This is a genomic window from Streptomyces sp. YPW6, assembly GCF_018866325.1.
In the GTDB taxonomy this organism is placed as follows: domain Bacteria; phylum Actinomycetota; class Actinomycetes; order Streptomycetales; family Streptomycetaceae; genus Streptomyces.
In genome coordinates this window covers 5,367,148-5,390,814 of sequence record NZ_CP076457.1, presented here as the reverse complement: position 1 = coordinate 5,390,814, position 23,667 = coordinate 5,367,148, and the positions used below count along the sequence as shown (strand labels likewise).

The 23,667-nt window shown below is 70.4% G+C and carries 17 protein-coding genes, 2 tRNA genes and 1 pseudogene; 8 read left to right on the top strand and 12 right to left on the bottom strand.

The window, feature by feature from the left end; all coding sequences use genetic code 11:
* Positions 1–253: 253 nt before the first annotated feature.
* A complete protein-coding gene (locus KME66_RS23755) occupies positions 254–1,291 on the top strand; it encodes a hypothetical protein (protein WP_216325713.1) in 1,038 nt (345 codons plus the stop codon).
* Positions 1,292–1,365: 74 nt separating this feature from the next.
* On the opposite strand, the gene clpX is transcribed toward KME66_RS23755, so the two are convergent.
* From clpX to KME66_RS23730, 5 genes are all read right to left on the bottom strand, one after another.
* Positions 1,366–2,664, bottom strand: coding sequence for an ATP-dependent Clp protease ATP-binding subunit ClpX (gene clpX / locus KME66_RS23750; protein WP_073216709.1), 1,299 nt, complete (start codon positions 2,662–2,664; stop codon positions 1,366–1,368).
* A gap of 157 nt (positions 2,665–2,821) precedes the next feature.
* On the bottom strand, positions 2,822–3,505 hold the full coding sequence (locus KME66_RS23745) for an ATP-dependent Clp protease proteolytic subunit (protein ID WP_006124415.1): 684 nt from the start codon (positions 3,503–3,505) through the stop codon (positions 2,822–2,824).
* An 82-nt stretch (positions 3,506–3,587) separates the two neighbouring features.
* Positions 3,588–4,193, bottom strand: a complete 606-nt coding sequence (locus KME66_RS23740; protein ID WP_178378930.1) for an ATP-dependent Clp protease proteolytic subunit — start codon at positions 4,191–4,193, stop codon at positions 3,588–3,590.
* A gap of 297 nt (positions 4,194–4,490) precedes the next feature.
* On the bottom strand, positions 4,491–5,888 hold the full coding sequence (tig, locus tag KME66_RS23735) for a trigger factor (RefSeq protein WP_216325710.1): 1,398 nt from the start codon (positions 5,886–5,888) through the stop codon (positions 4,491–4,493).
* A gap of 150 nt (positions 5,889–6,038) precedes the next feature.
* Positions 6,039–6,115: transfer RNA gene (locus KME66_RS23730), tRNA-Pro, on the bottom strand.
* Between the two features lie 188 nt (positions 6,116–6,303).
* Here KME66_RS23730 and KME66_RS23725 point away from each other — a divergent pair.
* Positions 6,304–6,377, top strand: a tRNA-Gly gene (locus KME66_RS23725).
* Positions 6,378–6,457: 80 nt separating this feature from the next.
* On the opposite strand, the gene KME66_RS23720 is transcribed toward KME66_RS23725, so the two are convergent.
* The gene (locus KME66_RS23720; protein ID WP_216325707.1) at positions 6,458–6,634 is read right to left on the bottom strand and encodes a hypothetical protein; all 177 of its coding nucleotides are present in this window, start codon (positions 6,632–6,634) and stop codon (positions 6,458–6,460) included.
* 539 nt (positions 6,635–7,173) lie between these two features.
* Here KME66_RS23720 and KME66_RS23715 point away from each other — a divergent pair.
* Positions 7,174–8,331: an acyltransferase family protein gene (locus KME66_RS23715; protein WP_073216697.1), complete on the top strand. Its 1,158-nt coding sequence runs from the start codon at positions 7,174–7,176 to the stop codon at positions 8,329–8,331.
* 101 nt (positions 8,332–8,432) lie between these two features.
* Here KME66_RS23715 and KME66_RS23710 read toward each other — a convergent pair whose 3' ends face one another.
* Positions 8,433–8,933, bottom strand: coding sequence for an HD domain-containing protein (locus KME66_RS23710; RefSeq protein WP_216325704.1), 501 nt, complete (start codon positions 8,931–8,933; stop codon positions 8,433–8,435).
* A gap of 253 nt (positions 8,934–9,186) precedes the next feature.
* Here KME66_RS23710 and KME66_RS23705 point away from each other — a divergent pair, with 253 nt between their 5' ends.
* Complete coding sequence (locus tag KME66_RS23705; RefSeq protein ID WP_216325701.1) at positions 9,187–10,371, top strand: cation:proton antiporter; 1,185 nt, start codon at positions 9,187–9,189, stop codon at positions 10,369–10,371.
* 30 nt (positions 10,372–10,401) lie between these two features.
* Here KME66_RS23705 and KME66_RS23700 read toward each other — a convergent pair whose 3' ends face one another.
* From KME66_RS23700 to KME66_RS23690, 3 genes and pseudogenes are all read right to left on the bottom strand, one after another.
* Positions 10,402–11,496, bottom strand: a complete 1,095-nt coding sequence (locus KME66_RS23700) for a PP2C family protein-serine/threonine phosphatase (protein ID WP_101927942.1) — start codon at positions 11,494–11,496, stop codon at positions 10,402–10,404.
* Between the two features lie 159 nt (positions 11,497–11,655).
* A complete protein-coding gene (locus KME66_RS23695; RefSeq protein ID WP_216325698.1) occupies positions 11,656–12,489 on the bottom strand; it encodes an Fpg/Nei family DNA glycosylase in 834 nt (277 codons plus the stop codon).
* Positions 12,490–12,544: 55 nt separating this feature from the next.
* Positions 12,545–13,031 (bottom strand): annotated as a pseudogene (locus KME66_RS23690) (ribose-5-phosphate isomerase).
* A gap of 262 nt (positions 13,032–13,293) precedes the next feature.
* Between KME66_RS23690 and KME66_RS23685 the strand changes: the two are divergent.
* Positions 13,294–14,727, top strand: a complete 1,434-nt coding sequence (locus KME66_RS23685; RefSeq protein WP_216325696.1) for an amino acid permease — start codon at positions 13,294–13,296, stop codon at positions 14,725–14,727.
* Positions 14,728–15,089: 362 nt separating this feature from the next.
* Here the strand turns inward: KME66_RS23685 and KME66_RS23680 are convergent, their stop codons facing one another.
* Positions 15,090–15,683 (bottom strand): biotin transporter BioY, encoded by a 594-nt coding sequence (locus KME66_RS23680; protein ID WP_216325693.1) that lies wholly within the window; start codon positions 15,681–15,683, stop codon positions 15,090–15,092.
* Between the two features lie 286 nt (positions 15,684–15,969).
* On the opposite strand from KME66_RS23680, the gene KME66_RS23675 reads away from it, so the two are divergent.
* From KME66_RS23675 to KME66_RS23665, 3 genes are all read left to right on the top strand, one after another.
* The gene (locus KME66_RS23675) at positions 15,970–17,523 is read left to right on the top strand and encodes an amino acid permease (RefSeq protein WP_216325689.1); all 1,554 of its coding nucleotides are present in this window, start codon (positions 15,970–15,972) and stop codon (positions 17,521–17,523) included.
* A 393-nt stretch (positions 17,524–17,916) separates the two neighbouring features.
* Complete coding sequence (locus KME66_RS23670; protein WP_216325686.1) at positions 17,917–19,395, top strand: amino acid permease; 1,479 nt, start codon at positions 17,917–17,919, stop codon at positions 19,393–19,395.
* A gap of 464 nt (positions 19,396–19,859) precedes the next feature.
* A complete protein-coding gene (locus tag KME66_RS23665) occupies positions 19,860–20,930 on the top strand; it encodes a glycerophosphodiester phosphodiesterase family protein (protein WP_216325684.1) in 1,071 nt (356 codons plus the stop codon).
* 401 nt (positions 20,931–21,331) lie between these two features.
* Here KME66_RS23665 and tkt read toward each other — a convergent pair whose 3' ends face one another.
* Entirely contained in the window at positions 21,332–23,566 is a 2,235-nt protein-coding gene (gene tkt / locus KME66_RS23660) for a transketolase (protein WP_216325680.1), read from the bottom strand.
* Positions 23,567–23,667 lie beyond the last annotated feature (101 nt).

Below are 23,667 nucleotides of genomic sequence, written 5' to 3'. Positions count from 1 at the left end.
GCGGATTCCGACAGGATGTTCGCAACGCAGAGGACCGATCGGCACGTGGAGGGCGGGAGAAGGAGCGGGGCTGGGTGCGTGCAGCTGCGAGGCGGAGGACCGAGCCGACACGACGGGGTCTCCCCTGCTCGAGCGAAACCGAGAGCTCGGGGAGGTCGGTGATGGACGCCGACGCCGCAGATGCGCGTGCCCGGCCCCGCGACGCCGCCCTCGACGTGCCGGCCGGTCCAAGGATTCTGGAGGGGACACCGCGATGAGCTACAACCAGCCGGGCCCGTACGGTGGGCAGCCGCCGCAGGGGCAGCCCGGACCGTACGGACAGCAGCCGGGGCCCTACGGCGCCCCGCCGCCGCAGGGGCAGCCCGGCTACGGCTACCCGCAGCAGGCCCCGCAGGGCGTCCCTCCGCAGCAGCCGAACCCGTACGGGCAGCCGGCCCCGGGGCCGCAGCAGCCGAATCCGTACGGGCAGCAGCCGCCGGGCGGACAGCAGGGCTACGGCTACCCGCAGGCGCAGCAGCCGGGCCCGTACGGACAGCAGCCGCCCCAGCCGCCGTACGGGGGGCAGCCCGGGTACGGCCAGCAGCCGCAGCAGCCGAAGAGGAAGACGGGGCTGATCGTCGGTGTCGCCGTGGTGGCGCTGGCCGTCATCGCGGGCGGGGTGTACTTCCTGACCTCCGGTGGCAGCGGTGACGTGGCGGACTCCACGAGGGGCTACAAGCTGACGCCTCCGGCCTCCGTGGAGGACTACACGAAGGACGCCTCCAAGCCCGCGCCGTCCGGCCCGGTCACCGGTGAGGACAAGGCCGAGGCCGAGGCCATGGGGGTCAAGGACGCCAACAAGGCGGGGGCCCAGTACAAGGGCGGCAGCGAGGACAACCCCCTCGCCCAGAAGGTCCTCATCTTCGAGGGCATCTGGGGCGAGGTCGAGGACCCCGCGAAGACGCTCGACAACGCCTTCGCCAAGGCCGAGAAGAACATGACGAAGGACACCGGCAACAACGGTGCCCAGGCCTCGCTGATGGGCAGCCCCAAGGAGTTCCAGCCGGAGGGCTTCGACGGCGCCCTGATGAAGTGCCAGGACCTGAAGGTGGAGAACGACAAGGCCTCCGGCACCGCCACCAAGGGGCCGAAGGAGTTCACCATGCCGGTCTGCATCTGGGCCGACTACAGCACGGTCGGCATCGTCGCCGGACTCGACGTCGCCTCGGCGCTGACGGAGAAGTCCGTGCCGCAGGAGGACATGGCGGACCTCGCCGCCAAGCTCTACAACACCTCCCGCACCAAGATCTGACCGCTCGACGCCGAAGGGGCGCCCACCGGGTCCATCCGGTGGGCGCCCCTTCGGGTGGGACAAGTCGCCTGCGGTTACGCGGACTTCTCGTGGCGGCCGCCGTCGTTCTTGCCGATCGTGCGCGGCTCGCGCGGGACCAGCGTGGGGTTGACGTTGTCGCGGACCACGTCCGGGGTGATGACGACGCGGGCGACGTCCTTGCGGGACGGGACCTCGTACATCACGGACTGGAGGACTTCCTCCATGATCGCCCGTAGGCCGCGGGCGCCGGTCTGGCGCAGGATGGCCTGGTCGGCGATGGCCTCCAGCGCCTCGCGCTCGAAGTCCAGCTCCACACCGTCGAGTTCGAAGAGGCGCTGGTACTGCTTGACCAGGGCGTTGCGCGGCTCGACGAGGATCTGGAGCAGCGCCTCGCGGTCCAGGTTGTGGACCGAGGTCAGCACGGGGAGGCGGCCGATGAACTCCGGGATCATCCCGAACTTCACCAGGTCCTCCGGCATGACCTCCTGGAACTGGTCGCTCGCCTGGATCTCCACCTTGGAGCGGATCGTGGCGCCGAAGCCGATGCCCTTGGCACCGGCCCGGGACTCGATGATCTTCTCCAGGCCGGAGAACGCGCCGCCCACGATGAACAGCACGTTCGTCGTGTCGATCTGGATGAACTCCTGGTGGGGGTGCTTGCGTCCGCCCTGCGGCGGGACGGAGGCGGTGGTGCCCTCCAGGATTTTCAGCAGGGCCTGCTGCACGCCCTCGCCGGAGACATCGCGGGTGATCGAGGGGTTCTCGCTCTTGCGGGCGACCTTGTCGATCTCGTCGATGTAGATGATCCCGGTCTCGGCCTTCTTGACGTCGTAGTCGGCCGCCTGGATCAGCTTGAGCAGGATGTTCTCGACGTCCTCGCCGACATAGCCGGCCTCCGTCAGCGCCGTCGCGTCCGCGATCGCGAACGGGACGTTGAGCATGCGGGCCAGCGTCTGGGCGAGAAGCGTCTTACCGGAACCCGTGGGGCCCAGCAGGAGGATGTTCGACTTGGCGAGCTCGATCGCGTCCTCACGACCGGCGCCGCCGCCGTTCTCCCCGGCCTGGACCCGCTTGTAGTGGTTGTACACCGCGACCGAGAGGGCCTTCTTCGCGGGCTCCTGCCCGACGACGTACCCCTCCAGGAACTCGTAGATCTCGCGGGGCTTGGGAAGCTCTTCCCAGCGCACCTCGCTCGTCTCCGCGAGCTCCTCCTCGATGATCTCGTTGCAGAGATCGATGCACTCGTCGCAGATGTACACACCGGGTCCCGCGATGAGCTTCTTCACCTGCTTCTGGCTCTTTCCGCAGAACGAGCACTTGAGCAGGTCGCCGCCATCACCGATGCGTGCCACGAGGTGCTTCCCCTTCGCCTGGGACGCCGCCTGGTTCAGCGGCTCCTGGTGCCTCTATCCGACGGTACCTTGCCTGGGCCCCCGTTCGGGCCCCCCTTGGCACGGTTCACACGGCCGTGGTCGTGCAAACGGAATGTGCCAAGGGGAAAGACCGACGTCAGAGCGATGCGCCCGCGGTGGTCTTGCGGGTGGAAACGATCTGGTCGACCAGACCGTAGGCCAGGGCGTCCTCGGCCGTGAGGATCTTGTCGCGCTCGATGTCCTCGCTGATCTTCTCCAGCGGGGTCGTCGAGTGCCGGGCCAGCATCTCCTCCAGCTGCGTACGCATGCGGAGGATCTCGTTGGCCGCGATCTCCAGGTCGGAGAGCTGCTCGCGGCCCGTCTGCGAGGACGGCTGGTGGATGAGGACGCGGGCGTGCGGGAGCGCCATGCGCTTGCCCGGGGTGCCGGCGGCGAGCAGCACGGCGGCGGCGGAGGCCGCCTGGCCCATGCAGACCGTCTGGATGTCCGGCTTCACGAACTGCATCGTGTCGTAGATCGCGGTGAGCGCGGTGAACGAGCCGCCGGGGCTGTTGATGTAGATCGAGATGTCGCGGTCGGGGTCCATCGACTCCAGGCACAGCAGCTGGGCCATGACGTCGTTGGCCGAGGCGTCGTCGATCTGGACGCCGAGGAAGATCACGCGCTCCTCGAAGAGCTTCGCGTACGGGTCGTACTCGCGCACGCCCTGCGAGGTGCGCTCCACGAAGCGCGGGACGACGTAGCGGTTGTCCACCTGCGGGCCGGTGTAGAGGCCGCTCGCGGAAGCGCCGGAGAAGTTGTTCATGTGGGTGTTCACCATCCTGGTGGCGTTCTGGGGCTGGAGGTCTCGGCGTACGGGGCGGTGGGGCGTCAGAGGTGCCGACGGTCCGGTGGATACCGGATCAGGCACCGGTGCCGCCGCCGCCCGGGATGCCCGACGCGAACGTGATGATCTCGTCGATGAGGCCGTACTCCTTGGCCTCCTCCGCCGTGTACCAGCGGTCGCGGTCGCCGTCGCGGATGATCGTCTCGACGGTCTGGCCGGAGTGGTGGGCGGTGATCTCGGCCATCCGCGTCTTGGTGCGGAGCAGGTACTCGGCCTGGATCTTGATGTCCGAGGCCGTGCCGCCGATACCGGCCGAACCCTGGTGCATGAGGATGTCGGTGTTCGGGAGGGCGAAGCGCTTGCCCGAGGCGCCGCCGGTGAGCAGGAACTGCCCCATGGAGGCGGCCATGCCCATGCCGATGGTGACGACGTCGTTGGGGATGTACTGCATGGTGTCGTAGACCGCCATGCCGGCCGTCACCGAGCCACCGGGGCTGTTGATGTAGAGGTAGATGTCCTTATCCGGCTCGGCGGCAAGGAGGAGAAGCTGTGCGGTGATCTTGTTGGCGATGTCATCGTCGACCTGCTGGCCGAGGAAGATGATGCGCTCGCCGAGCAGTCGGCTGTAGACCTGGTCGCCGAGGCCACCACCGAGGGACGGCTCACCGGCGGCGTTGGGCATCAGATTCGTCACGTATCCACCTGCTCGTCTCTGACGGCTCCGGCCGTCTCAGCGTCTTCGTACCGGGCGGGTGAAGTCACTGCTCCACCCTTCCTCTTCATGGACCCTAACGCGCAGGTGGGACAACGCCATCCCGCTTCCGCAACTGTTCGCTGGGAGCGCAAGGTCCGCAGTGGGCACAAGGGTTCCGGGGCCGTACAGCGATCCGGCGCGCCACGGCGACGGGCCCCGGACACGGCATGTGTCCGGGGCCCGTCGTGACGATCAGCGCGAGGCTGTCGCGGATCGGAGCGAGGCTCAGGCCTCGTTCTTCTCCTCGGCCTTGTCGTCGGCCTTGTCCTCGGTGGCGGCCTCGGCCGTCTCCGTGGCCTCGGCGGTGTCCTCGTCGTCCTCCAGGTCGACGACCTCACCGTTGGTGTCGACGACCTTGGCGGCCTCGACGACGACGGCGAGCGCCTTGCCGCGGGCGACCTCGCCGACGAGCATCGGCACCTGGCCACCCTCGACGACGGCCTGGGCGAACTGGTCGGGGCTCATGCCGGAGGAGGCCGCACGCCGCATGAGGTGCTCGGTGAGCTCCTCCTGGTTGACGTTCAGCTTCTCCTTGTTGACGAGCTCGTCCAGGATGAACTGGGTCTTGATGCCCTTGACGGCCTGCTCGGAGGTCTCGTTCTCGAACTCCTCCAGGGTCTTGCCCTGGATCTCGAGGTACTTCTCGAGGTCGAGGCCCATCTGACCGAGCTGGTGGTGCTCCAGGTTGTGCTTGCGGGTCTGGACCTCGTCCGCGAGCAGCTTCTCCGGGATCGGCACCTCGGCGAGCTTCAGCAGCTCCTCGAGGACGCGCTCCTGGGCCTGGGTGGCCTGGTCGTACTGCTTGGTGGTCTCCAGGCGCTTGCGGCTGTCGGCCTTCAGCTCCTCCAGCGTGTCGAACTCGCTGGCCATCTGGGCGAAGTCGTCGTCCAGCTCGGGGAGCTCGCGGGCGGCGACGGCGGTGACCTTGACGGTGACCTCCGCGTCCTTGCCCTCGGCGGAGCCGCCCTTCAACTGCGAGGTGAAGGTGGCCTCGCCACCGGCCTCCAGGCCGGTCACGGCCTCGTCGATGCCGTCGAGGAGCTCGCCGGAACCGATGGTGTACGAGACACCGTCGGCCACGCCGTCCTCCAGGACCTCGCCGTCGACCTTGGCCTGCAGGTCGATCGTGACGACGTCGCCGTCAGCGGCGGCGCGCTCGACCGGGTTGGTGGAGGCGAAGCGCTCGCGGAGCTGCTCCACGGCCTTCTCGACCTCTTCGTCGGTGACCTCGAGGGCGTCGACGGTGACCTCGATGCCGGAGTAGTCCGGGATCTCGATCTCGGGGCGTACGTCAACCTCGGCGGTGAAGGCCAGCAGCTCGCCGTCCTTCAGCTCGGTGATGTCGACCTCGGGCTGGCCGAGGACGTTCAGCTCACCCTCGTTGACCGCCTCGGTGTAGAACTTCGGGAGGGCGTCGTTGACGGCCTCCTCCAGCACAGCACCGCGGCCGAACCGCTGGTCGATGACCCGGGCGGGGATCTTGCCCTTGCGGAAGCCCTTCACCGTGACCTGCTGGTTGATCTTCTTGTACGCCGCGTCGAGGCTGTCCTTGAGCTCCTCGAAGGGCACCTCGATGCTGAGCCGAACCCGAGTCGGGTTCAGGGTCTCCACGGCGCTCTTCACGGTTCGGTCTCCTTGGTGGCTGACTTCTTGGGGTTCTGCTGGGCCGCCGAGTGACGGCTTCGCGGACCGAGCCCGGTACATCAGACACACGGGCACGCATTTTGCATAGTAACGGCAAGGGGGAGGACTCCCACAATGCGATCTTGCTGGTGGTCGGGGTGGCCGGATTCGAACCGACGACCTTCCGCTCCCAAAGCGGACGCGCTACCAAGCTGCGCCACACCCCGTCGGTGCGACACGTAGGGTACATGCACGGCGACCGCGGATCCGCCGCTTTTCGGAGCGGCTCCACCGGGCCGGGGAGGGCCGCGGCCCGGGACGGAGCGGCGGCCGGCGCAACGGGTGTGCGGGCACCGCCGCCGACCCGCTACGATGCTCTTCGTACCGCGGTCCACGGACTCGCGGTGCGACGCTTGCGGGCGTAGCTCAATGGTAGAGCCCTAGTCTTCCAAACTAGCTACGCGGGTTCGATTCCCGTCGCCCGCTCCACGCAGTCGAGGGCCCGGCCCGGAGGTTGAACCTCCGGGCCGGGCCCTCGCGCTTCGCGCGTCAGATGCCGCCCCGCCGCTTCAGAAGCTGATCTGGTTGATCGTGTCGGCCAGCGAGTTCATGAACCTGTTGATCGACGGCGCCATGCCGGTCGACGCCAGGAAGAAGCCGAAGAGTATGGCGACGATCGCGGGGCCGGCCTTGATGGAGCCACCGCGGATCATGACCACCAGGATGACCGCGAACAGCAGCACCATAGACAGTGATATAGCCACGTCTGATCACACCCTCGGTCGGTCCGCCTTGCCGGCCCGGAAGCGTGCACCACCGCGCGCCCCGTCGCCCCCATCGTGCCACCAACTCCCTCGTGGTCGCTGCCGGGTGACGGAACGGAGTGACCGGATCTCGCCATCCTTGACGGCCGGAGCCGCCGCGACGACGGGTGCGGGTCCGGGGCGTCGGCCGTGCCGCGCCCGGGAAGCGGGCGGGAGCAGAGGCCGCCCCGCCACTCCCTGTGCGTCGGCTGTGAAATCGGGCGACCGAATTCCTTTCACCGCAATCTCTTTCGCATCCCCACACTTTATTCACAGCAAATTGACGGCATGGACGGGATGTCATTCACCTCCCCCGACCGCCCGGAGATACACCCCGACTGCCCGTAGATACGCCCCACCCAAGCGGGATCAATGGGGCCATTCCGGACAGTTCTTGACGGTTTCACCTGTGAAAGAAGGGGAACACGCGATATCTCTTCGCAGTTTTACGTGAGGCAATCGACCGGTCTAAGGTGCCTGAGATGTTCCAAGCTCCGAGCGTATTTCAGAGGGCCCCGCTCCCCCCGGCGACCCGGGAGCCGGAGCCCAGACACGCGCAGGCACCCACCGCCACCGCGCCCCGGCCGGCCTCCGGGACCAGCGCTCCGGGCACCGCCGCTCCGGCGGCGAAGAAGCGCGACCCCTACTTCGACAACGTGAAGTACCTGGCCATCGTCCTCGTCGCGGTGGCCCACGCCTGGGAACCCGTGATGGACGGCAGCCGGGCCACCCGGGCGCTGTACATGATCGTGTACACGTTCCACATGCCGGCGTTCATCCTCATCTCCGGCTATTTCTCCCGGTCGTTCGACATGACGGCACCCAAGGTGAAGCGGCTGATCACCTCGGTCGTGGTGCCGTACCTGCTGTTCGAGACGGCCTATTCGCTCTTCAAGCGGTACGCGGACGATTCCCCCGACATGGCGATCAGCCTGGTGGACCCGTTCTTCCTGACCTGGTTCCTGATCGCCCTGTTCATCTGGCGGGTGACCACGCCCATCTGGCAGGCGATCCGCCATCCGCTGCCGGTCGCGCTCGCCATCGCCATGCTCGCCTCCGTCTCCCCGGACATCGGTGACGACCTCGATCTCCAGCGGGTGCTGCAGTTCCTGCCGTTCTTCGTGCTCGGCCTGCTGCTGAAGCCCGAGCACTTCCAGCTGGTCAGGCGGCGCGAGGTGCGGCTGCTGTCCCTGCCGCTGTTCGCCGGTGCGCTGCTCTTCGCCTACTGGGCCGCCCCGCGCATGCAGCTCGGCTGGTTCTTCCGCGCCAACAGCGCTCAGGAGATGGGCGCTCCGTGGTGGTCGGGCGCGGTGATGACGCTCGCGGTGTTCGGCTGCGCCCTGGCCCTGACGGTCGGCTTCCTGGCCTGGGTGCCCGGCCGGGAGCGCTGGTTCACGGTGCTCGGCGCCGGCACGATCTGCGGCTACCTGCTGCACGGCTTCCTGATCAAGGGGGCCGAGTACGCGGGCCTGTTCGACCACTACACCTGGCTCTCCGGGCCGGTCGGACTGGTCGTCGTCTCGCTCGTGGCGGCGGTGGCCGTGACGCTCATGTGCGCCCCGCTGGTGGGCCGCGCGCTGAAATGGGCCACCGATCCGGACATGGACTGGGCGTTCCGAAAGGTCTCCGCGCGGCGCTGAGCCCCGCCGAACCGGAACGTCCGGCCGCCCCGCCCACCGCCTTCCCCGCCGCTCTCCGCAGCGCTCACCCTGATCCACCCGCCGACCCGTCGGTGGGTGGATCAGCGCGTTCTGGGGTTGGCCGAATCCTTTCGGTCCGGGGGTGATTCTCCGTCGACCAGCCCCAGTAGCCCGCGCACCTGCGCATACTTCGCCGTCAGCCGGGTACGGACCGGCTCCGCCAAGGCCGCCAGGCGGGCGGGGTCCGCGTTGTGGGCGAGATCCGCTTCTTTGACGAGCAGCGCGCCCGGGGTGGCCAGGATCCGCGCCGTGTACGAGGACAGCTCCTCCCCCGGCCGCTTCGTCACCGCCAGGACCATGTCCTTCACCTCCTGCGGCAGCGCGGCGCCCGCCAGCCACTCGGCGGAGAGCGCGTCGTCCTCGACCGCGTCGTGCAGCCAGGCCGCCGCGATCTGCCCGTCGTCGCCACCGCGCACCCGCACACCTTCGGCCACCGCCGCGAGGTGCTCCACGTAGGGGCGCCCCGCCTTGTCGGTCTGCCGCGCATGGGCCGCGCGGGCGATGGCCTCCACCTCGGAGACGCCCAGATGCCGTTCGGTCATGGCGCGACTCTACGGCCGCGCCCCGGGGCCGGTCCGAACGCACCGCTTCCGGAGCGGCGTTGACCTGCGAAGCAAACGGGAGAAGAGGGACAAGCAGGACAGTCACCGCAATGGTGATGGATCGACGAGCGGACAGTTGCAACGTCAATCGTTCGGTAAACTAATTACTGATGGATTATTGACGCTCCCTTGACCAGCTCTTGACCGACCGCGAAGGACCAGGCTCATCGGACACGCAGACACCCTTCTCGCCATGGGCGGCGCCTTCCTGGCCGCTGCCGTCCTCGCCCGCCTCGGTGGCCGCATCGGGCTGCCGACGATCCCTCTGTTCATCCTGGCCGGGATCCTGCTCGGTCCGCACACCCCCGGGTACACGCTCCTGTCCAACCCGCACGACCTGGAGATGCTCTCCGCGCTGGGGCTCGTCCTCCTGCTCTTCTACCTGGGGCTCGAGTTCCACCTGGACGACCTCAGGACGGGCGGCCGGAAGATGGCCGTCGCGGGCGGGACGTACCTCGCCCTGAACGTCGGCGCCGGTCTCCTCTTCGGCTTCGCGCTGGGCTGGGGCACCTCGGAGTCGCTGGTCCTCGCCGGGGTCCTCGGCATCTCCTCGTCCGCGATCGTCACCAAGATCCTGGTGGACCTCGGGCGCATCGGTCATCCGGAGACCCGCCCGATTCTCGGCATCATCGTCGTCGAGGACATCTTCCTCGCCCTGTACCTCGCCGCGCTCCAGCCGATCCTGTCCGGCGCCGACAGCCTCTCGGCCGCGCTGGTCGACGGCGGCAAGGCCTTCGGCTTCCTGCTGCTGCTCGCGCTGGCGGCCCGGTTCGGCACGAAGATCGTCGGCAGGCTCATGAACACCGAGGACGACGAGCTCCTCGTCATCTCGTTCCTGGGGGCGGCCGTCTTCGTCGCCGGTGTCTCGGAGATGTTCGGCGTCGCCGACGCGATCGGCGCGTTCATGGTCGGCCTGATGCTCGGCTCCACCTCGTCGGGCGACCGCATCCGCAGGCTGGTCCACCCGCTGCGGGACGCCTTCGGCGCGATCTTCTTCTTCGCCTTCGGCCTCTCCATCGATCCGGGTGATCTGCCGAGCGTGCTCTGGCCGGTACTGGTGGCCGTGGTCCTGACGCTCGCCATGAACATCGCGGCCGGACTCGCCGCGGCGAAGGTGTACTCCTTCGGCGCGCAGGCCACGTCCAACATCGCCACCACGCTGGTGGCCCGCGGTGAGTTCGCGCTCATCCTGGCCACGATGGCGGCGGCGGCCGGGCTGGACGAGCGGCTCTCGCCGTTCATCGCCGGGTACGTCCTCCTGCTCGCCGTCCTCGCGCCGCTGGCCGCCGGACGCTCGCACTGGCTGGCCCGCGTGCTGCCGGGCGGCCGCGAGAAGGACGGCCAACGCGATCAGGAGAAGGTACCGATGGCGACCTGACCGGGCACCGGCTCGGCGTCGGCGACCTGCTCAGGCCCGGCGGGAGAGCAGCAGCAGCGCCCGGTCGTCGTTGACGTCCTTGGCGCAGGCCTCGATCAGGTGCCAGGCCGCGCCCTCGAAGCCGGTCGGGACGTAGCGGTCGGCCTCGCCCGTCAGCCGGTCGATGCCCTCGGCGATGTCCCGGTCGGAGGCCTCCACCAGACCGTCGGTGAACAGCATCAGGACGTCGCCCGGGGCGAGCGACCCCTTCACCGCGTCGAACTCGGCCCCGTCGTAGACGCCGAGCAGGGGCCCCTCGCCCGACTTCTCCTCCCACTGGCCGCTGCCCGCGTGCAGTTGGAGGGCGGGCGGATGGCCCGCGGAGTAGATCTCGTAGTCGCCCGACTCCAGGTCCAGCACCAGGTGGATGGAGGTGGCGAACCCCTCGTCCCAGTCCTGGCGCAGCAGATAGCCGTTGGCGGCGGGCAGGAAGGCGTGTGGGGGCAGCGAGCCGAGCAGCCCGCCGAAGGCGCCGGACAGCAGCAGGGCCCGGGAGCCCGCGTCCATGCCCTTGCCGGAGACGTCGGTGAGGACGGCTTCCAGGGTGCGGCCCCCGTGGGTGCGGGCCGCGACGACGAAGTCCCCCGAGAACGACTGCCCGCCGGCCGGGCGCAGGGCCATCTCGCGGTGCCAGCCCTGGGGTAGCCGGGGCAGGGAGCTCTGGATGCGGATGCGTTCGCGCAGGTCGAAGAGCATCGTGCCGCCGCGCCGCCAGGGCACGCCGACCCGGGCCCGGAACTGGGCGAGGACCAGTCCGAAGAACCCGCAGGCGGCGACCACCAGCACGGTGCCGGGGGTGACCCGGGCCGGGCCGTCCAGATACGGGCCGAGGGTGAGCGCCTCGATGATCAGTGCGCCGGCGGCCGTCGCGTACAGCCCCAGCAGACTGGAGGGGCGCAGCAGAAGGCCGCCCGCCACGATGGGCAGGGCGAGGGCCGCCGGGTCGATCCAGACCGGGCTGACCATGGTGGCGAGGGTGATGGCCGGAATCGTGAGCAGCAGACCGGCCAGGGCGATCCAGTCGGAGCCGTCGCCGCGGAAGTAGTCGACCCCGGATTTGCGCAGCCCGATACGGGCCCGGTGCATCTTTCTTCGCCACCGGGCCCAGAAGTCGTCTGTCACTCCGCTACGGGCCACTGCCCGGACCCTATCCACCCGAGCGTCTCCGGTGCAGGGGGACCCCGGTGACAATGCGCTCGAAATGGGGTCGTCCACGCGTTCCCGCCGGCCTTCTTCGGGCGGGTTTCAGCCTTCTCCGCCGCCGGACGGACCCGTGGGCTGGCACCGCGGGCACCAGAAGAGGTTGCGGGAGACCAGGTCCGCGGTGCGGATCTCCGTACCGCAGATGTGGCAGGGCAGGTTCGCGCGGCGGTAGACGTAGACCTCGCCGCCGTGGTCGTCCTTGCGGGGCGGGCGGCCCATGGCCTCGGGGAGGTGCTCGGGGCGCACGGTGTCGATGCGGTTGGTGCGGACGCCCTCGCGCATGAGCTCCGCCAGGTCCGCCCAGATCGTGTCCCACTCGGCGCGGGTGAGGTCGCGGCCCGGGCGGTACGGGTCGATGCCGTGGCGGAAGAGGACCTCGGCGCGGTAGACGTTGCCGACGCCCGCGATGACCTTCTGGTCCATCAGGAGAGCGGCGATGGTGGTCCGGCTGCGGGAGATCCGCCGCCAGGCGCGCTCCCCGTCCTCGTCGCCGCGCAGCGGGTCCGGTCCCAGGCGCTCGTGTATCGCGCGCTTCTCGGGCTCGGTGATCAGGGCGCAGGTGGTGGGGCCGCGCAGATCCGCATAGTGGCCGGTGTTGGCCAGGCGGAGGCGGACGGTGTCGGTGGGCGGCGGGGGCGGGGCGGCGCCGAAGCCGAGCTTGCCGAAGAGTCCGAGGTGGATGTGGACCCAGCCGGTGTCCCCGAAGCCGAGGAAGAGGTGTTTGCCGTGGGCGTCGGTGACGGTGAGGGTGCGCCCGTCGAGCAGGGCCGCGCTGTCGGAGAACTTCCCCTGCGGACTGCTGACCCGGACCGGTGCGCCCGCGAAACGTTCGGCGTGGTCGTCGGCGAGGCGGCGGATGGTGTGTCCCTCGGGCACGGCGGGGCTCCTGCGAGGTGTGCTGGTGGCGGCACGGAAGGGGGTGGGAGGGGGGTCAGCCCTGCTGGGGGTGGTGGGCCGGGATCGGGGAGCTCGCCGGTGTTCTCGTACGCCGAGAGCATCTCGATGCGGCGCGTGTGGCGCTCCTCGTTCGAGTACGGCGTGGAGAGGAAGATCTCGACGAACTTCGTCGACTCCTCGACCGTGTGCATCCGGCCGCCGATCGCGACGACGTTGGCGTTGTTGTGCTCGCGGCCGAGGGCGGCGGTCTGCTCGCTCCAGGCCAGTGCGGCGCGGACGCCCTTGACCTTGTTGGCGGCGATCTGCTCGCCGTTGCCGGAGCCGCCGATCACGATGCCGAGGCTGTCCGGGTCGGCGGCCGTCTTCTCGGCGGCCCGCAGGCAGAACGGCGGGTAGTCGTCCTGGGCGTCGTAGATGTGGGGGCCGCAGTCGACGGCCTCGTGGCCGTGAGCGCCGAGCCACTCGACGAGGTGGTTCTTGAGTTCGTAGCCGGCATGGTCGGATCCGAGGTACACGCGCATGGTGCGAAGTGTGGCACGAACTTCGCGGGGCGGCTGCCCGCGGGGGCGAAAGGCCCGATTCGATGATTCGCAGGCCTGGGACCGCTTTTGTGTGGCGAACACCACTCGGGCAATGAATTGGCAAACGATCCGAAAGAGGGGGTTCCCCTTCTGCCTTGGATCGGGCTTGAATGCGTGGCCTTGTCTCCGCACACCCCACGGGCACCACCCCACGGCGGAGCAGGGCACACCCTCATGCTCGAACACGTAAGGATTTCCCCCCATGACGTCGCAGACGACGCTGGTGAGGCCGGGCCAGGAGCCCGGTGAGCCGGACCGGCCGGACTCGTCGGGCGGGCTTCAGGCAGGCCTGAAGAACCGCCACCTCTCGATGATCGCGATCGGCGGCGTGATCGGCGCCGGACTCTTCGTGGGATCGAGCGCGGGCATCGCTGCCGCCGGTCCGGCGATCCTGATCTCGTACGCGATGGTCGGTCTGATGGTCGTTCTCGTGATGCGGATGCTCGGCGAGATGGCCGCCGCCCGGCCCAGCTCCGGCTCCTTCTCCGCCTACGCCGACCAGGCGCTCAGCCGTTGGGCCGGTTTCTCCATCGGCTGGCTCTACTGGTTCTTCTGGGTCGTGGTGCTCGCCGTCGAGGCGACGGCGGGCGCGAAGATCCTGGAGAGCTGGATCCCGGGCGTGCCCCAGTGGGCCTGGGCTCTGATCGTGATGGTCGTGCTGACCATCACCAACCTGGTCTCGGTGGGCAGTTACGGCGAGTTCGAGTTCTGGTTCGCCGGGATCAAGGTCGTGGCGATCGCCGCGTTCGTGGCCGTCGGTTTCCTCGCGGTCTTCGGGCTGCTGCCCGGTTCGGACAACCCGGGGTCGGGCCTGGCCCATCTGACGGACAGCGGCGGGTTCTTCCCCGAGGGGCCGGGCGCGGTCCTGACCGGTGTGCTGATGGTCGTGTTCTCGTTCATGGGCAGTGAGATCGTGACGCTGGCCGCCGGTGAGTCGGCCGACCCGCAGCGCGCGGTCTCGAAGGCCACCAACAGCGTGATCTGGCGTATCGCCGTCTTCTACCTGGGCTCGATCTTCGTCGTGCTGACGCTGCTGCCGTGGAACGATCCCTCGATCCTGGAGAAGGGCAGCTATGTCGCCGCCCTCGACTCGATCGGCATCCCGCAGGCCGGCAACGTCATGGACGTCATCGTGCTGACGGCCGTGCTGTCCTGCCTCAACTCCGGCCTGTACACGGCCTCCCGGATGGCCTTCTCGCTCGGCGAGCGGGGCGACGCGCCGAAGTCCTTCGCCCGGGTCAACAAGCGCGGTGTGCCGCAGGCGGCGATCCTGTCCTCGGTCGTCTTCGGCTTCGTGGCGGTGTTCTTCAACTACCAGTGGCCGGACACGGTGTTCCAGTTCCTGCTGAACTCATCCGGGGCGGTCGCGCTCTTCGTGTGGCTGGTCATCTGCTTCACCCAGCTGCGGATGCGCGGGATCATCCTGCGTGAGGACCCGGACAAGCTGGTCGTACGGATGTGGCTCTTCCCGTACCTGACCTGGGCGACGATCGCGGCGATCTCCTTCGTCCTGGTCTACATGCTGACCGACGACACCGCCCGCGAGCAGGTCGTGCTGTCGCTACTGGTGGCGGCGCTGGTGGTGGGCATCTCGCTGTTCCGGGAGCGGCGCGGGCGCAAGGCCGCGACGATGTAGCGTCCGGAGACCCCTCCCCGCGTGACCGAGGCCCGACGGAGGTCGTCAGGAATCCCGGGGAGGCTCTTCTTCCAACTCGGGGAGGCTCTTCCTCGTGCCGGGGAGGCTCTTCATCCACCCCGGGGAGGCTCTTCCTCGTACCGGGAAGGCTCTTCCTCCTACCGCCCGGAGCGCGATCGGAGGAGAGCCTCCCCTCATGGTTTCCGCGCCCGAGGGCGTCGGGGGAACCGCCGCCCTCGCCCCTCCCCGCCGCCGGTCCGGTCTCCCCGTACGATCCGGCGGGCCTCTTCGAAGGGCCTCACGAGGGGCAGCGGGTCAGGGTCACCCGCGGCAGGCGCTGACGGGGGCCGGGCGACACCGTGTCAGCCGCGGTTGCCCAGCAGCTTCCAGGTGGCCGGCAGGACGCCCATGGCCAGCGCCGCCTTGAGGGCGTCGCCGATCAGGAACGGGGTGAGGCCGGCCGCGACGGCGGCGCTCGCCGACATCCCGGTGGAGAGCGCGAGGTAGGGCACGCCGATCGCGTAGATGATGGCGGAGCCGAGGACCATCGTGCCCGCGGTGCGCAGCACGGAGCGGTCGCCGCCCCGGCGGGCGAGGGCGCCGACGACCGTGGCGGCCAGGAGCATGCCGAAGACGTAACCGAGGGACGGCATGCTCCAGCCCGAGCTGGCCTCCGCGAACCACGGCATGCCGGCCATGCCGACGAGGGCGTACAGCGCGAGGGAGAGGAAGCCGCGGCGGGCGCCCAGCGCGGTGCCGATGAGGAGCGCGGCGAAGGTCTGGCCGGTGACCGGGACCGGGGAACCGGGCACCGGAACGGCGATCTGGGCCGCTATGCCGGTCAGGGCCGCGCCGCCGAGGACGAGGGCCGCGTCCACGGCGTAGCGGTTCCGGGCTGCGGGAAGTAGGTCGGCGAGGACCGCTCCGGAGCGGACGGGGGCGGCAACAGTGCTCATCGGGACTCCGCGGGTGAGGGCAGGTGGGCCGGGGCGGCCCCCGGCGGTCGGGGTGGGTCGGACTCCCGCCGACGTTAGCCCACGGGTCAACGCTCGTTCACCATCAGCCGCCCACAAAGCGGTGGTTGACGGGTTGGTGGGTTTCACACAAAGCCTGCTGCGCAATCGCACCCTCGCGTGACGCTCGTCACGGAGTTCGGGCCGGTGGCAGTCGGTTTTGGCGGGAGAGGGACTGCGGCCTCAGACTGTAGGTTCCCCATAAAACATCCGAGAGTGAACCGCACCCATGCACGAGGCTCCCCCCGCTTCTCCCGCCGCCTCTCCCGCTTCTCCCGCCACCTCCCCGGCCGCCCCCGCCGAGCCGCTGTCGCACGGGCTCAAACAGCGCCATCTGACGATGCTGGGGCTGGGCGGCGTAATCGGGGCGGGCCTGTTCGTGGGTTCGGGTGCCGGGATCGCGGTGGCGGGACCGGCGATCGTCGTCTCGTATCTGATCGCGGGGGCGCTCGCGATGCTGGTGATGCGGATGCTGGGCGAGATGTCCGCCGCGATGCCCGCCTCCGGTGCGTTCTCCGTGCACGCCGAGCGGGCGCTCGGGCGGTGGGCCGGGTTCACCGTCGGCTGGCTGTACTGGTTCCTGCTGGTGGTGGTCCTCGCCGTGGAGGCGACGGCGGCGGCGCAGATCGCCCACGGCTGGGTGCCGGGTGTCGAACCGTGGGCGTGGGTGCTGGTGTTCATGGTGGTCTTCACCGTGGCGAACCTGACGGCGGTGAAGAACTTCGGCGAGTTCGAGTTCTGGTTCGCGTCCCTGAAGGTCGGCGCGATCGTGGTCTTCCTGGTGCTCGGCGGGCTGGCGGTCTTCGGCCTGCTCCCGGACACCGAACCGGTCGGGCTGACCAACCTGACCGGGCAGGGCGGCTTTCTGCCCAACGGCTGGAGCGGGGTCGTCTCCGGCGTGCTGACCGTGGTGTTCGCCTTCGGCGGCCTGGAGGTCGTCACGATCGCCGCCGCCGAGACGGACGACCCGGCGCGCGCGGTGGGGCGGGCGGTGCGCAGCGCGGTGGTGCGCATCCTCTTCTTCTACGTCGGCTCGATGCTGGTGATCGTGACCGTACTGCCGTGGACCGCGCAGCAGGCCGGGCTGAGCCCGTATGTGAAGGTGCTGGACACGATCGGGGTGCCGTCGGCCGGTCAGATCATGAACATCGTGGTGTTCGTGGCGCTGCTCTCCGCCCTCAACGCCAATCTGTACGGCTCCTCCCGCATGGTCTTCTCCCTGGCGGAGCGCGGGGAGGCGCCCCGCGGGCTGCTGAAGGTCTCGGGCGGGCCCGCGGAGAGCGCCGGTTCCGGCGGTGCCTCAGGCGCCGGCGGCGTTCAGGAAGGGGCGGACGGTTCCCGTGACGCCCGGGGCGAGCGGGGCGGTGTGCCCCGGCGGGCGGTGCTGGCGTCGGTGGCCTTCGGCTTCGTCTCCGTCCTGCTCAATCTGCTGTGGCCCGACACCGTGTTCCTCTACCTGCTCAACTCGGTCGGCGCGGTCCTCCTGTTCGTCTGGGCGCTGATCGCCGCCTCCCAGTTGCGGCTGCGCGCCCGGCTGGAGGAGGAGGCTCCCGACGCTCTGGCGCTGCGGATGTGGTGCTTCCCGTATCTGACCTGGGTGACGCTGGCCGGACTGTCGGGCGTGCTGCTGCTGATGCTGACCGACGACGCGGCCCGGCCGCAGGTGCTGTGGTCGGCCGGGGCGACGGCCCTGGTGCTGCTGGTGGCGGTGGGGCGCGAGTGGCGGGAACGTCAGCGGTCCCGCGCGCATGAGCCCGAGGCCCCGGCGTGGACCGACCGGTAGGCGCGCGTACGCCCTCGTGACCGACCGGAAGGCACGCGTACGCCTCATGACACCGACCGGTGGGTACGCGCTCGCCTCGTTGACCGACCGGTGAGCACGCTCACCTCGTTGACCGACCGGTGAGCACGCTCACCTCGTTGACCGACCGGTGAGCACGCTCACCTCGTTGACCGACCAGTGGGTACGCACCGCCTCGTTGACCGACCAGTGGGTACGCACCGCCTCGTTGACCGACCAGTGAGCGCGCACACATCTCGTTGACCGATCGGTAGGCGCGTATGCACCTTGTGTGAGCCTGGTGACCGTATAGCGGACAGCCATTCCCTATCAGCGGTCCAGGTGCTCAGACTGTCGGTTCGTCCCCCCGCCTCATCCAGCGAACAGAGCTCGTCCATGCCTCGGACCTCCGCGTCTCCCCCCACCGCCGGCTCCGCGGCCCCCGCAGGGCCCTCGGCGGACTCCGCTCTCACCCACGGCCTCAAGCAGCGTCACCTCTCGATGATCGCTCTCGGCGGGGTGATCGGCGCCGGGCTCTTCGTCGGCTCGGGCGCCGGGATCGCCGCCGCCGGTCCCTCGATCATCGTCGCGTACGCCATTTCCGGGCTGCTCGTCATGATGGTGATGCGCATGCTCGGCGAGATGTCGGCCGCCAACCCGGCATCCGGCTCCTTCTCCGTGCACGCGGAGCGGGCGATCGGCCCGTGGGCCGGGTTCACCGTGGGGTGGTCCTTCTGGTTCCTGCTCTGCGTCGCCGTGGGCCTGGAGGGCATCGGCGCCGCGCAGATCGTCAGCGGCTGGCTGCCGGGGACCCCGGAGTGGGCCTGGGTCGCGCTGTTCATGGTGGTCTTCCTGGGCACGAACCTGGCCGCTGTGAAGAACTTCGGCGAGTTCGAGTTCTGGTTCGCCGCGCTCAAGGTCATCGCGATCACGCTGTTCCTGGTGCTCGGGCTGCTCGCGATCTTCGGCGTGCTGCCCGACACGGACGCGCCCGGTCTCTCCAACCTCACGGGGGACGGCGGATTCCTCCCGAAGGGCATGGACGGCTTCATCATCGGGCTCCTCGCCTCCGTCTTCGCGTACGGCGGCCTGGAGACCGTCACCATCGCGGCGGCCGAGTCCGAGAACCCGGTGCAGGGCGTCGCGAAGGCGGTCCGTACGGCGATGTGGCGCATCGCGGTCTTCTACATCGGCTCGATGGCGGTCATCGTCACGCTGGTCCCGTGGGACGACCCGAAGGTGGCCGAGGTCGGCCCGTTCTACGCGATGCTCGACCACCTGGGCGTCGGCAGCGCGGCACAGATCATGAACGTGGTCATCCTCATCGCGCTGCTCTCCGCGATGAACGCCAACATCTACGGTGCGTCCCGCATGGCCCGCTCGCTGGTCGCCCGCGGCCAGGGCCCCGCCGTACTCGGCAGGATCTCGTCCGGGGTGCCCCGCAACGCGGTGCTGTTCTCCTCGGTCTTCGGCTTCCTGTGCGTGCTGCTCAGCTACTGGCGTCCCGACGACGTCTTCCCCTGGCTGCTGAACATGATCGGCGCGGTGATCCTGGTGGTGTGGATCTTCATCGCGGTCTCGCAGCTGATCCTGCGCCGGCGCACGGAGCGGGAGGCTCCGGAAACGCTGGTCGTGCGGATGTGGTTCTTCCCCATCGGGACGATCGTCGCGCTGACGGCCATGGCGGGCATCTTCCTGCTGATGCTGCGCCAGCCGGGAACCCGTGACCAGTTGCTGGCGACGGGCGCGCTGACCGTGGTGCTGATCGGCCTCGGCCTGCTGCGCCGGCGACGGGGCGACGCGGGAACCGACGACGGCACGGGCTCCGCTGGCGGCACGGAGGCCGAGGCCGGGATCCCGGCGCAGCGGCAGTAGCCGCGGCACGGCTGCCGCACGGCTCCCTCGTCGCCTTACGGGACGGCCGCCGCGCGGCTCCCGCCCACCCCGGGCTTGCGGCACGGCCGCCACGCAGCCCCCGCACGGTTTCCACGAACGCCGGGCTCCTCCTCGTACGATCGGGGCGGGGCCCGGCGTTCCGGTCTTCCGGGTTTGCAGGGTTCCCGGTGTTCCGGCGGTGCAGCGATCGGGCTTTGCAGGGGGCTCGGTCCTCCGGCATTGCGGCGCTTCTCGGAGTTCCGGGATTCCCGGCGTCGCGGCGCTGCCTCCTCTCCGCGTTCCCGGCATCGCAGGTTTTCGGGTTTCTCCCGCTCCGGTGCCGGGCCCCGGCGCCGGGGCACCGCGCATCCGTGGCCGACAGGACATCGCGGGGCCCGGCTCCGTACCCCCGGCCGTCACCCGTTCTCGCTTCCGTGATGGCTCACCCGACCCGAGGAGTCGTCATGTCCGTTGCTCCCAGGCGCCGTTCGATCCTCCTGGCCACCGCTGCCGTCACCGCCGCGGCCACCGTCCCGGCCGTCGCAGCCCCCCTCGGCGACCGTCGCCCCCACCGCCCGTCGGGCCCCCTGGTCATCGGGCATCGCGGAGCGGCGGGCTGGCGGCCCGAGCACACCGCCGACGCGTACACCTACGCCGTACGGGCCGGGGCCGACTGGATCGAGCCGGACCTCGTACCGACGAAGGACCACGTCCTGGTCGTGCGGCACGAGAACGAGATCGGCGGGACGACGGACGTCGCCGACCGTCCGGAGTTCGCGGACCGCCGCACCACGAAGACGGTCGACGGCAGGGACGTGACCGGGTGGTTCACCGAGGACTTCACCCTGCGCGAGCTGCGGACGCTGGGCGCGGTGGAGCGGCTGCCGCTGGTCCGGAACCGCAACACGGTCTTCGACGGACGGGGCCGGGTGATGACGTTCCAGGAGGTCGTGGACCTGGCCCGGCGGCTGTCGCGGGAGGCGGGGCGGCGGATCGCGGTGTTCCCGGAGACGAAGCACCCGACGTACTTCCGCTCGATCGGGCTGCCGCTGGAGGAGGAGCTGATCCGGGTGATCCGCCGCAACCGGCTGACCGCCCGGGACTGCGTCGTGCAGTCCTTCGAGCCCGGCAGCCTGCGCCGGGTGGCCGCCGCCCGTCTCGGCCTCCCGCTGTGGCAGGCGCTGGGCACGAGCGGCGGCCCGTACGGGCACGGGACCGCCTACCGGGACATGATGACCCCGGCCGGGCTGCGCGAGATCGCTTCGTACGCCGACTGGATCGGCCCGGACAAGTCCTCGCTGGTCCCGCCGAACACCCTGCTGGCGGACGCCCACGCGGCGGGCCTGAAGGTCGGCGCGTACACCTTCCGGGCGGAGAACCGGTACCTCCCCGCCGCGTACCGCCGGGGCGCCGACCCGAACGCCTTCGGCGACGCGTTCGCGGAGTACGCCTTCCACTACGGGCAGGGCGTGGACGCGGTGGTCACGGACTTCCCGGACATCGCGGTGCAGGCCCGGGAAGACCTGCGGGGGTAGCGGGGCGCTGCCCGGCCGGCGGGCCCCGGCAGCTGACGCGCTGGGCGGAGCCCGCCCGGCGAGCGGGGCCGGGGTCCTGGCCGGCCGCGCCCCGGACTCCGGCGGGCCGGGGTGTCGGCCGCGCCGTCGACGCCCCGGCCGGGACGTCGACGGCGCGGGGCCCTGGCCCAACGTGCTCCGGGCCTCCGGCGGGACGAAGGCCCGGGACGACTCCCCCGCCGAGGCCTCGGTGGGGCGGGCCTGACGAAGACAGACACCGGGCCTTCGGCCGGGCAGAGGCCCAGGTCGACTCACCCGCCGGGACCTCCGTGATGCCGGGGCCTGGCAGACACGCCCCGGGACTCCGGCGGGTCGGAGCCCGGTGGACGACCCGCCCCTCGGCTCTTCCGGCAGGCGGAGATCTAGCCGGCGTCCCCGGTACCGCCCTCGTCCGGGGCCGCGCCGGAGCGCTCCCCGCCGGGCCGGACGGGGCCGGCCGCCGCGCGGACGCTGTCCCGGGCGGCTTCGGCGACCGCGTCGGGGGTGATGCCGAACTCCTCGTACAGGCGCTGGTAGGCGGCGGACGCGCCGAAGTGCTCCAGGCTGACGATGCGGCCCGCGTCGCCCACCACGTCCCGCCAGCCCTGGGCGACGGCCGCCTCGACGCTCACCCGGGCCCGCACCTCGGGCGGCAGCACCCTGTCCTGGTAGGCGTACGGCTGGCCGGTGAACCACTCCCGGCAGGGCATCGAGACCACGCGCGCGTCGATCCCGTCCGCGGCCAGCAACTCCCGGGCTTCCAGGGCGATGTGGACCTCGGAGCCGGTGCCGACGAGGATGACGTCCGGGGTGTCGCCCCGGCTGTCGGCGAGCACGTATCCGCCTCGGGCGGCCCCTTCGGCGGAGGCGTACGCGCCGTCGCCCTCACCCCGCTCCAGGACCGGCAGCGGCTGCCGGGTCAGGGCGAGACCGGCGGGCCGGTCGTGGTGCTCCAGGACGGTGCGCCAGCAGACGGAGGTCTCGTTCGCGTCGGCGGGCCGTACGACGTCGAGGCCGGGGACGGCGCGGAGTGCGGCCAGTTGCTCGACGGGCTGGTGGGTGGGGCCGTCCTCGCCGAGGCCGATGGAGTCGTGGGTCCAGACGTAGGTGACCGGCAGCTTCATCAGGGCGGCGAGCCGGACGGCCGGGCGCATGTAGTCGCTGAAGATCAGGAACGTACCGCCGTAGGGCCGGGTGAGGCTCTGGAGCGCGATGCCGTTGAGGATCGCGCCCATGGCGTGCTCGCGGATGCCGAAGTGGAGCGTGCGGCCGTACGGGTTGCCGGGGAACTCGCCCGTCTGCTTGGACTCCGGCACGAAGGACGGCTCGCCCTCCATGGTGGTGTTGTTGCTCCCCGCGAGGTCGGCCGAACCGCCCCACAGCTCGGGCAGCACGGGGGCCAGCGCGGTGAGCACGTCACCGGATGCCTTGCGGGTGGCGATGCCCTTGGGGTCGGCGTCGAAGACGGGCAGGCTGTCGGTCCAGCCCTCCGGGAGCCGCTGTTCCCGCAGCCGGTCGAGGAGTGCGGCGCGCTCGGGGTGGGAGGCGCGCCACACCTGGTAGCGGGGCTCCCAGGCACGGTGGGCCGAGGCACCCCGCTCGACGACCGCGCGGGCGTGCTCCAGGACGTCGTCCTCGACGGTGAAGTCGGCGTCCGGGTCGAAGCCGAGCAGCCGCTTCGTGGCGGCGACCTCGTCGTCGCCGAGCGCGGAGCCGTGCGCCTTGCCGGTGTTCTGCTTCGTGGGCGCGGGCCAGCCGATGATCGTGCGGAGCAGGATCAGGGAGGGTCGGCCGTTCTCGCTCTTCGCGGCCTCGACGGCGGCGAGCAGGGCGTCGACGTCCTCGACGTAGTCACCGGTCCGGGTGAAGTCCACCGTCTGGACGTGCCAGCCGTACGCGGCGTAGCGGGCGGTGACGTCCTCGCTGAAGGAGATGTCGGTGTCGTCCTCGATGGAGATGTGGTTGGAGTCGTAGAAGACGATCAGGTTGCCGAGTTCCTGGTGTCCGGCCAGCGAACTGGCCTCGGACGTCACGCCCTCCATCAGGTCGCCGTCGGAGGCGACGACGTACACGTGGTGGTCGAAGGGGCTGGTGCCGGCGGGCGCGTCGGGGTCGAGGAGCCCGCGCTCCCGGCGGCCCGCCATGGCCATGCCGACGGCGGAGGCCAGCCCCTGGCCGAGCGGCCCGGTGGTGATCTCGACACCCCGCGTGTGGCGGTACTCGGGGTGGCCGGGGGTGGTGGACCCCCAGGTGCGGAGCGCCTTCAGGTCGTCCAGCTCCATCCCGTACCCGCTCAGGTAGAGCTGGATGTAGAGGGTGAGGCTGGAGTGGCCGCAGGAGAGCACGAAGCGGTCCCGGCCGATCCACTGCTCGTCGGCCGGGTCGTGCCGCATCACCTGCTGGAACAGCAGGTACGCCAGCGGGGCCAGACTCATCGCGGTGCCCGGGTGACCGTGCCCCGCCTTCTGCACCGCGTCGGCGGCCAGCGCCCGCACGGTGTCGACGGCGCGGACGTCGAGCGGCCCCCAGCCCGCCGCCCCGGCCAGGGGCGGGGCCAGTCGTGGATCACGGCCACGGTCCGGGCCGTCCGTCGCTTCGGGGGCGTTGGGGGGTGCCATCGAGTCCTCCTGGTCAGCGGGGTGGGCGGGCTGCGGGCGGCGCGCACGCGGTCCCGGCACCGGCCGCCCGGCTGCTGGGCCGGGTCCCCCGGAACGACGGG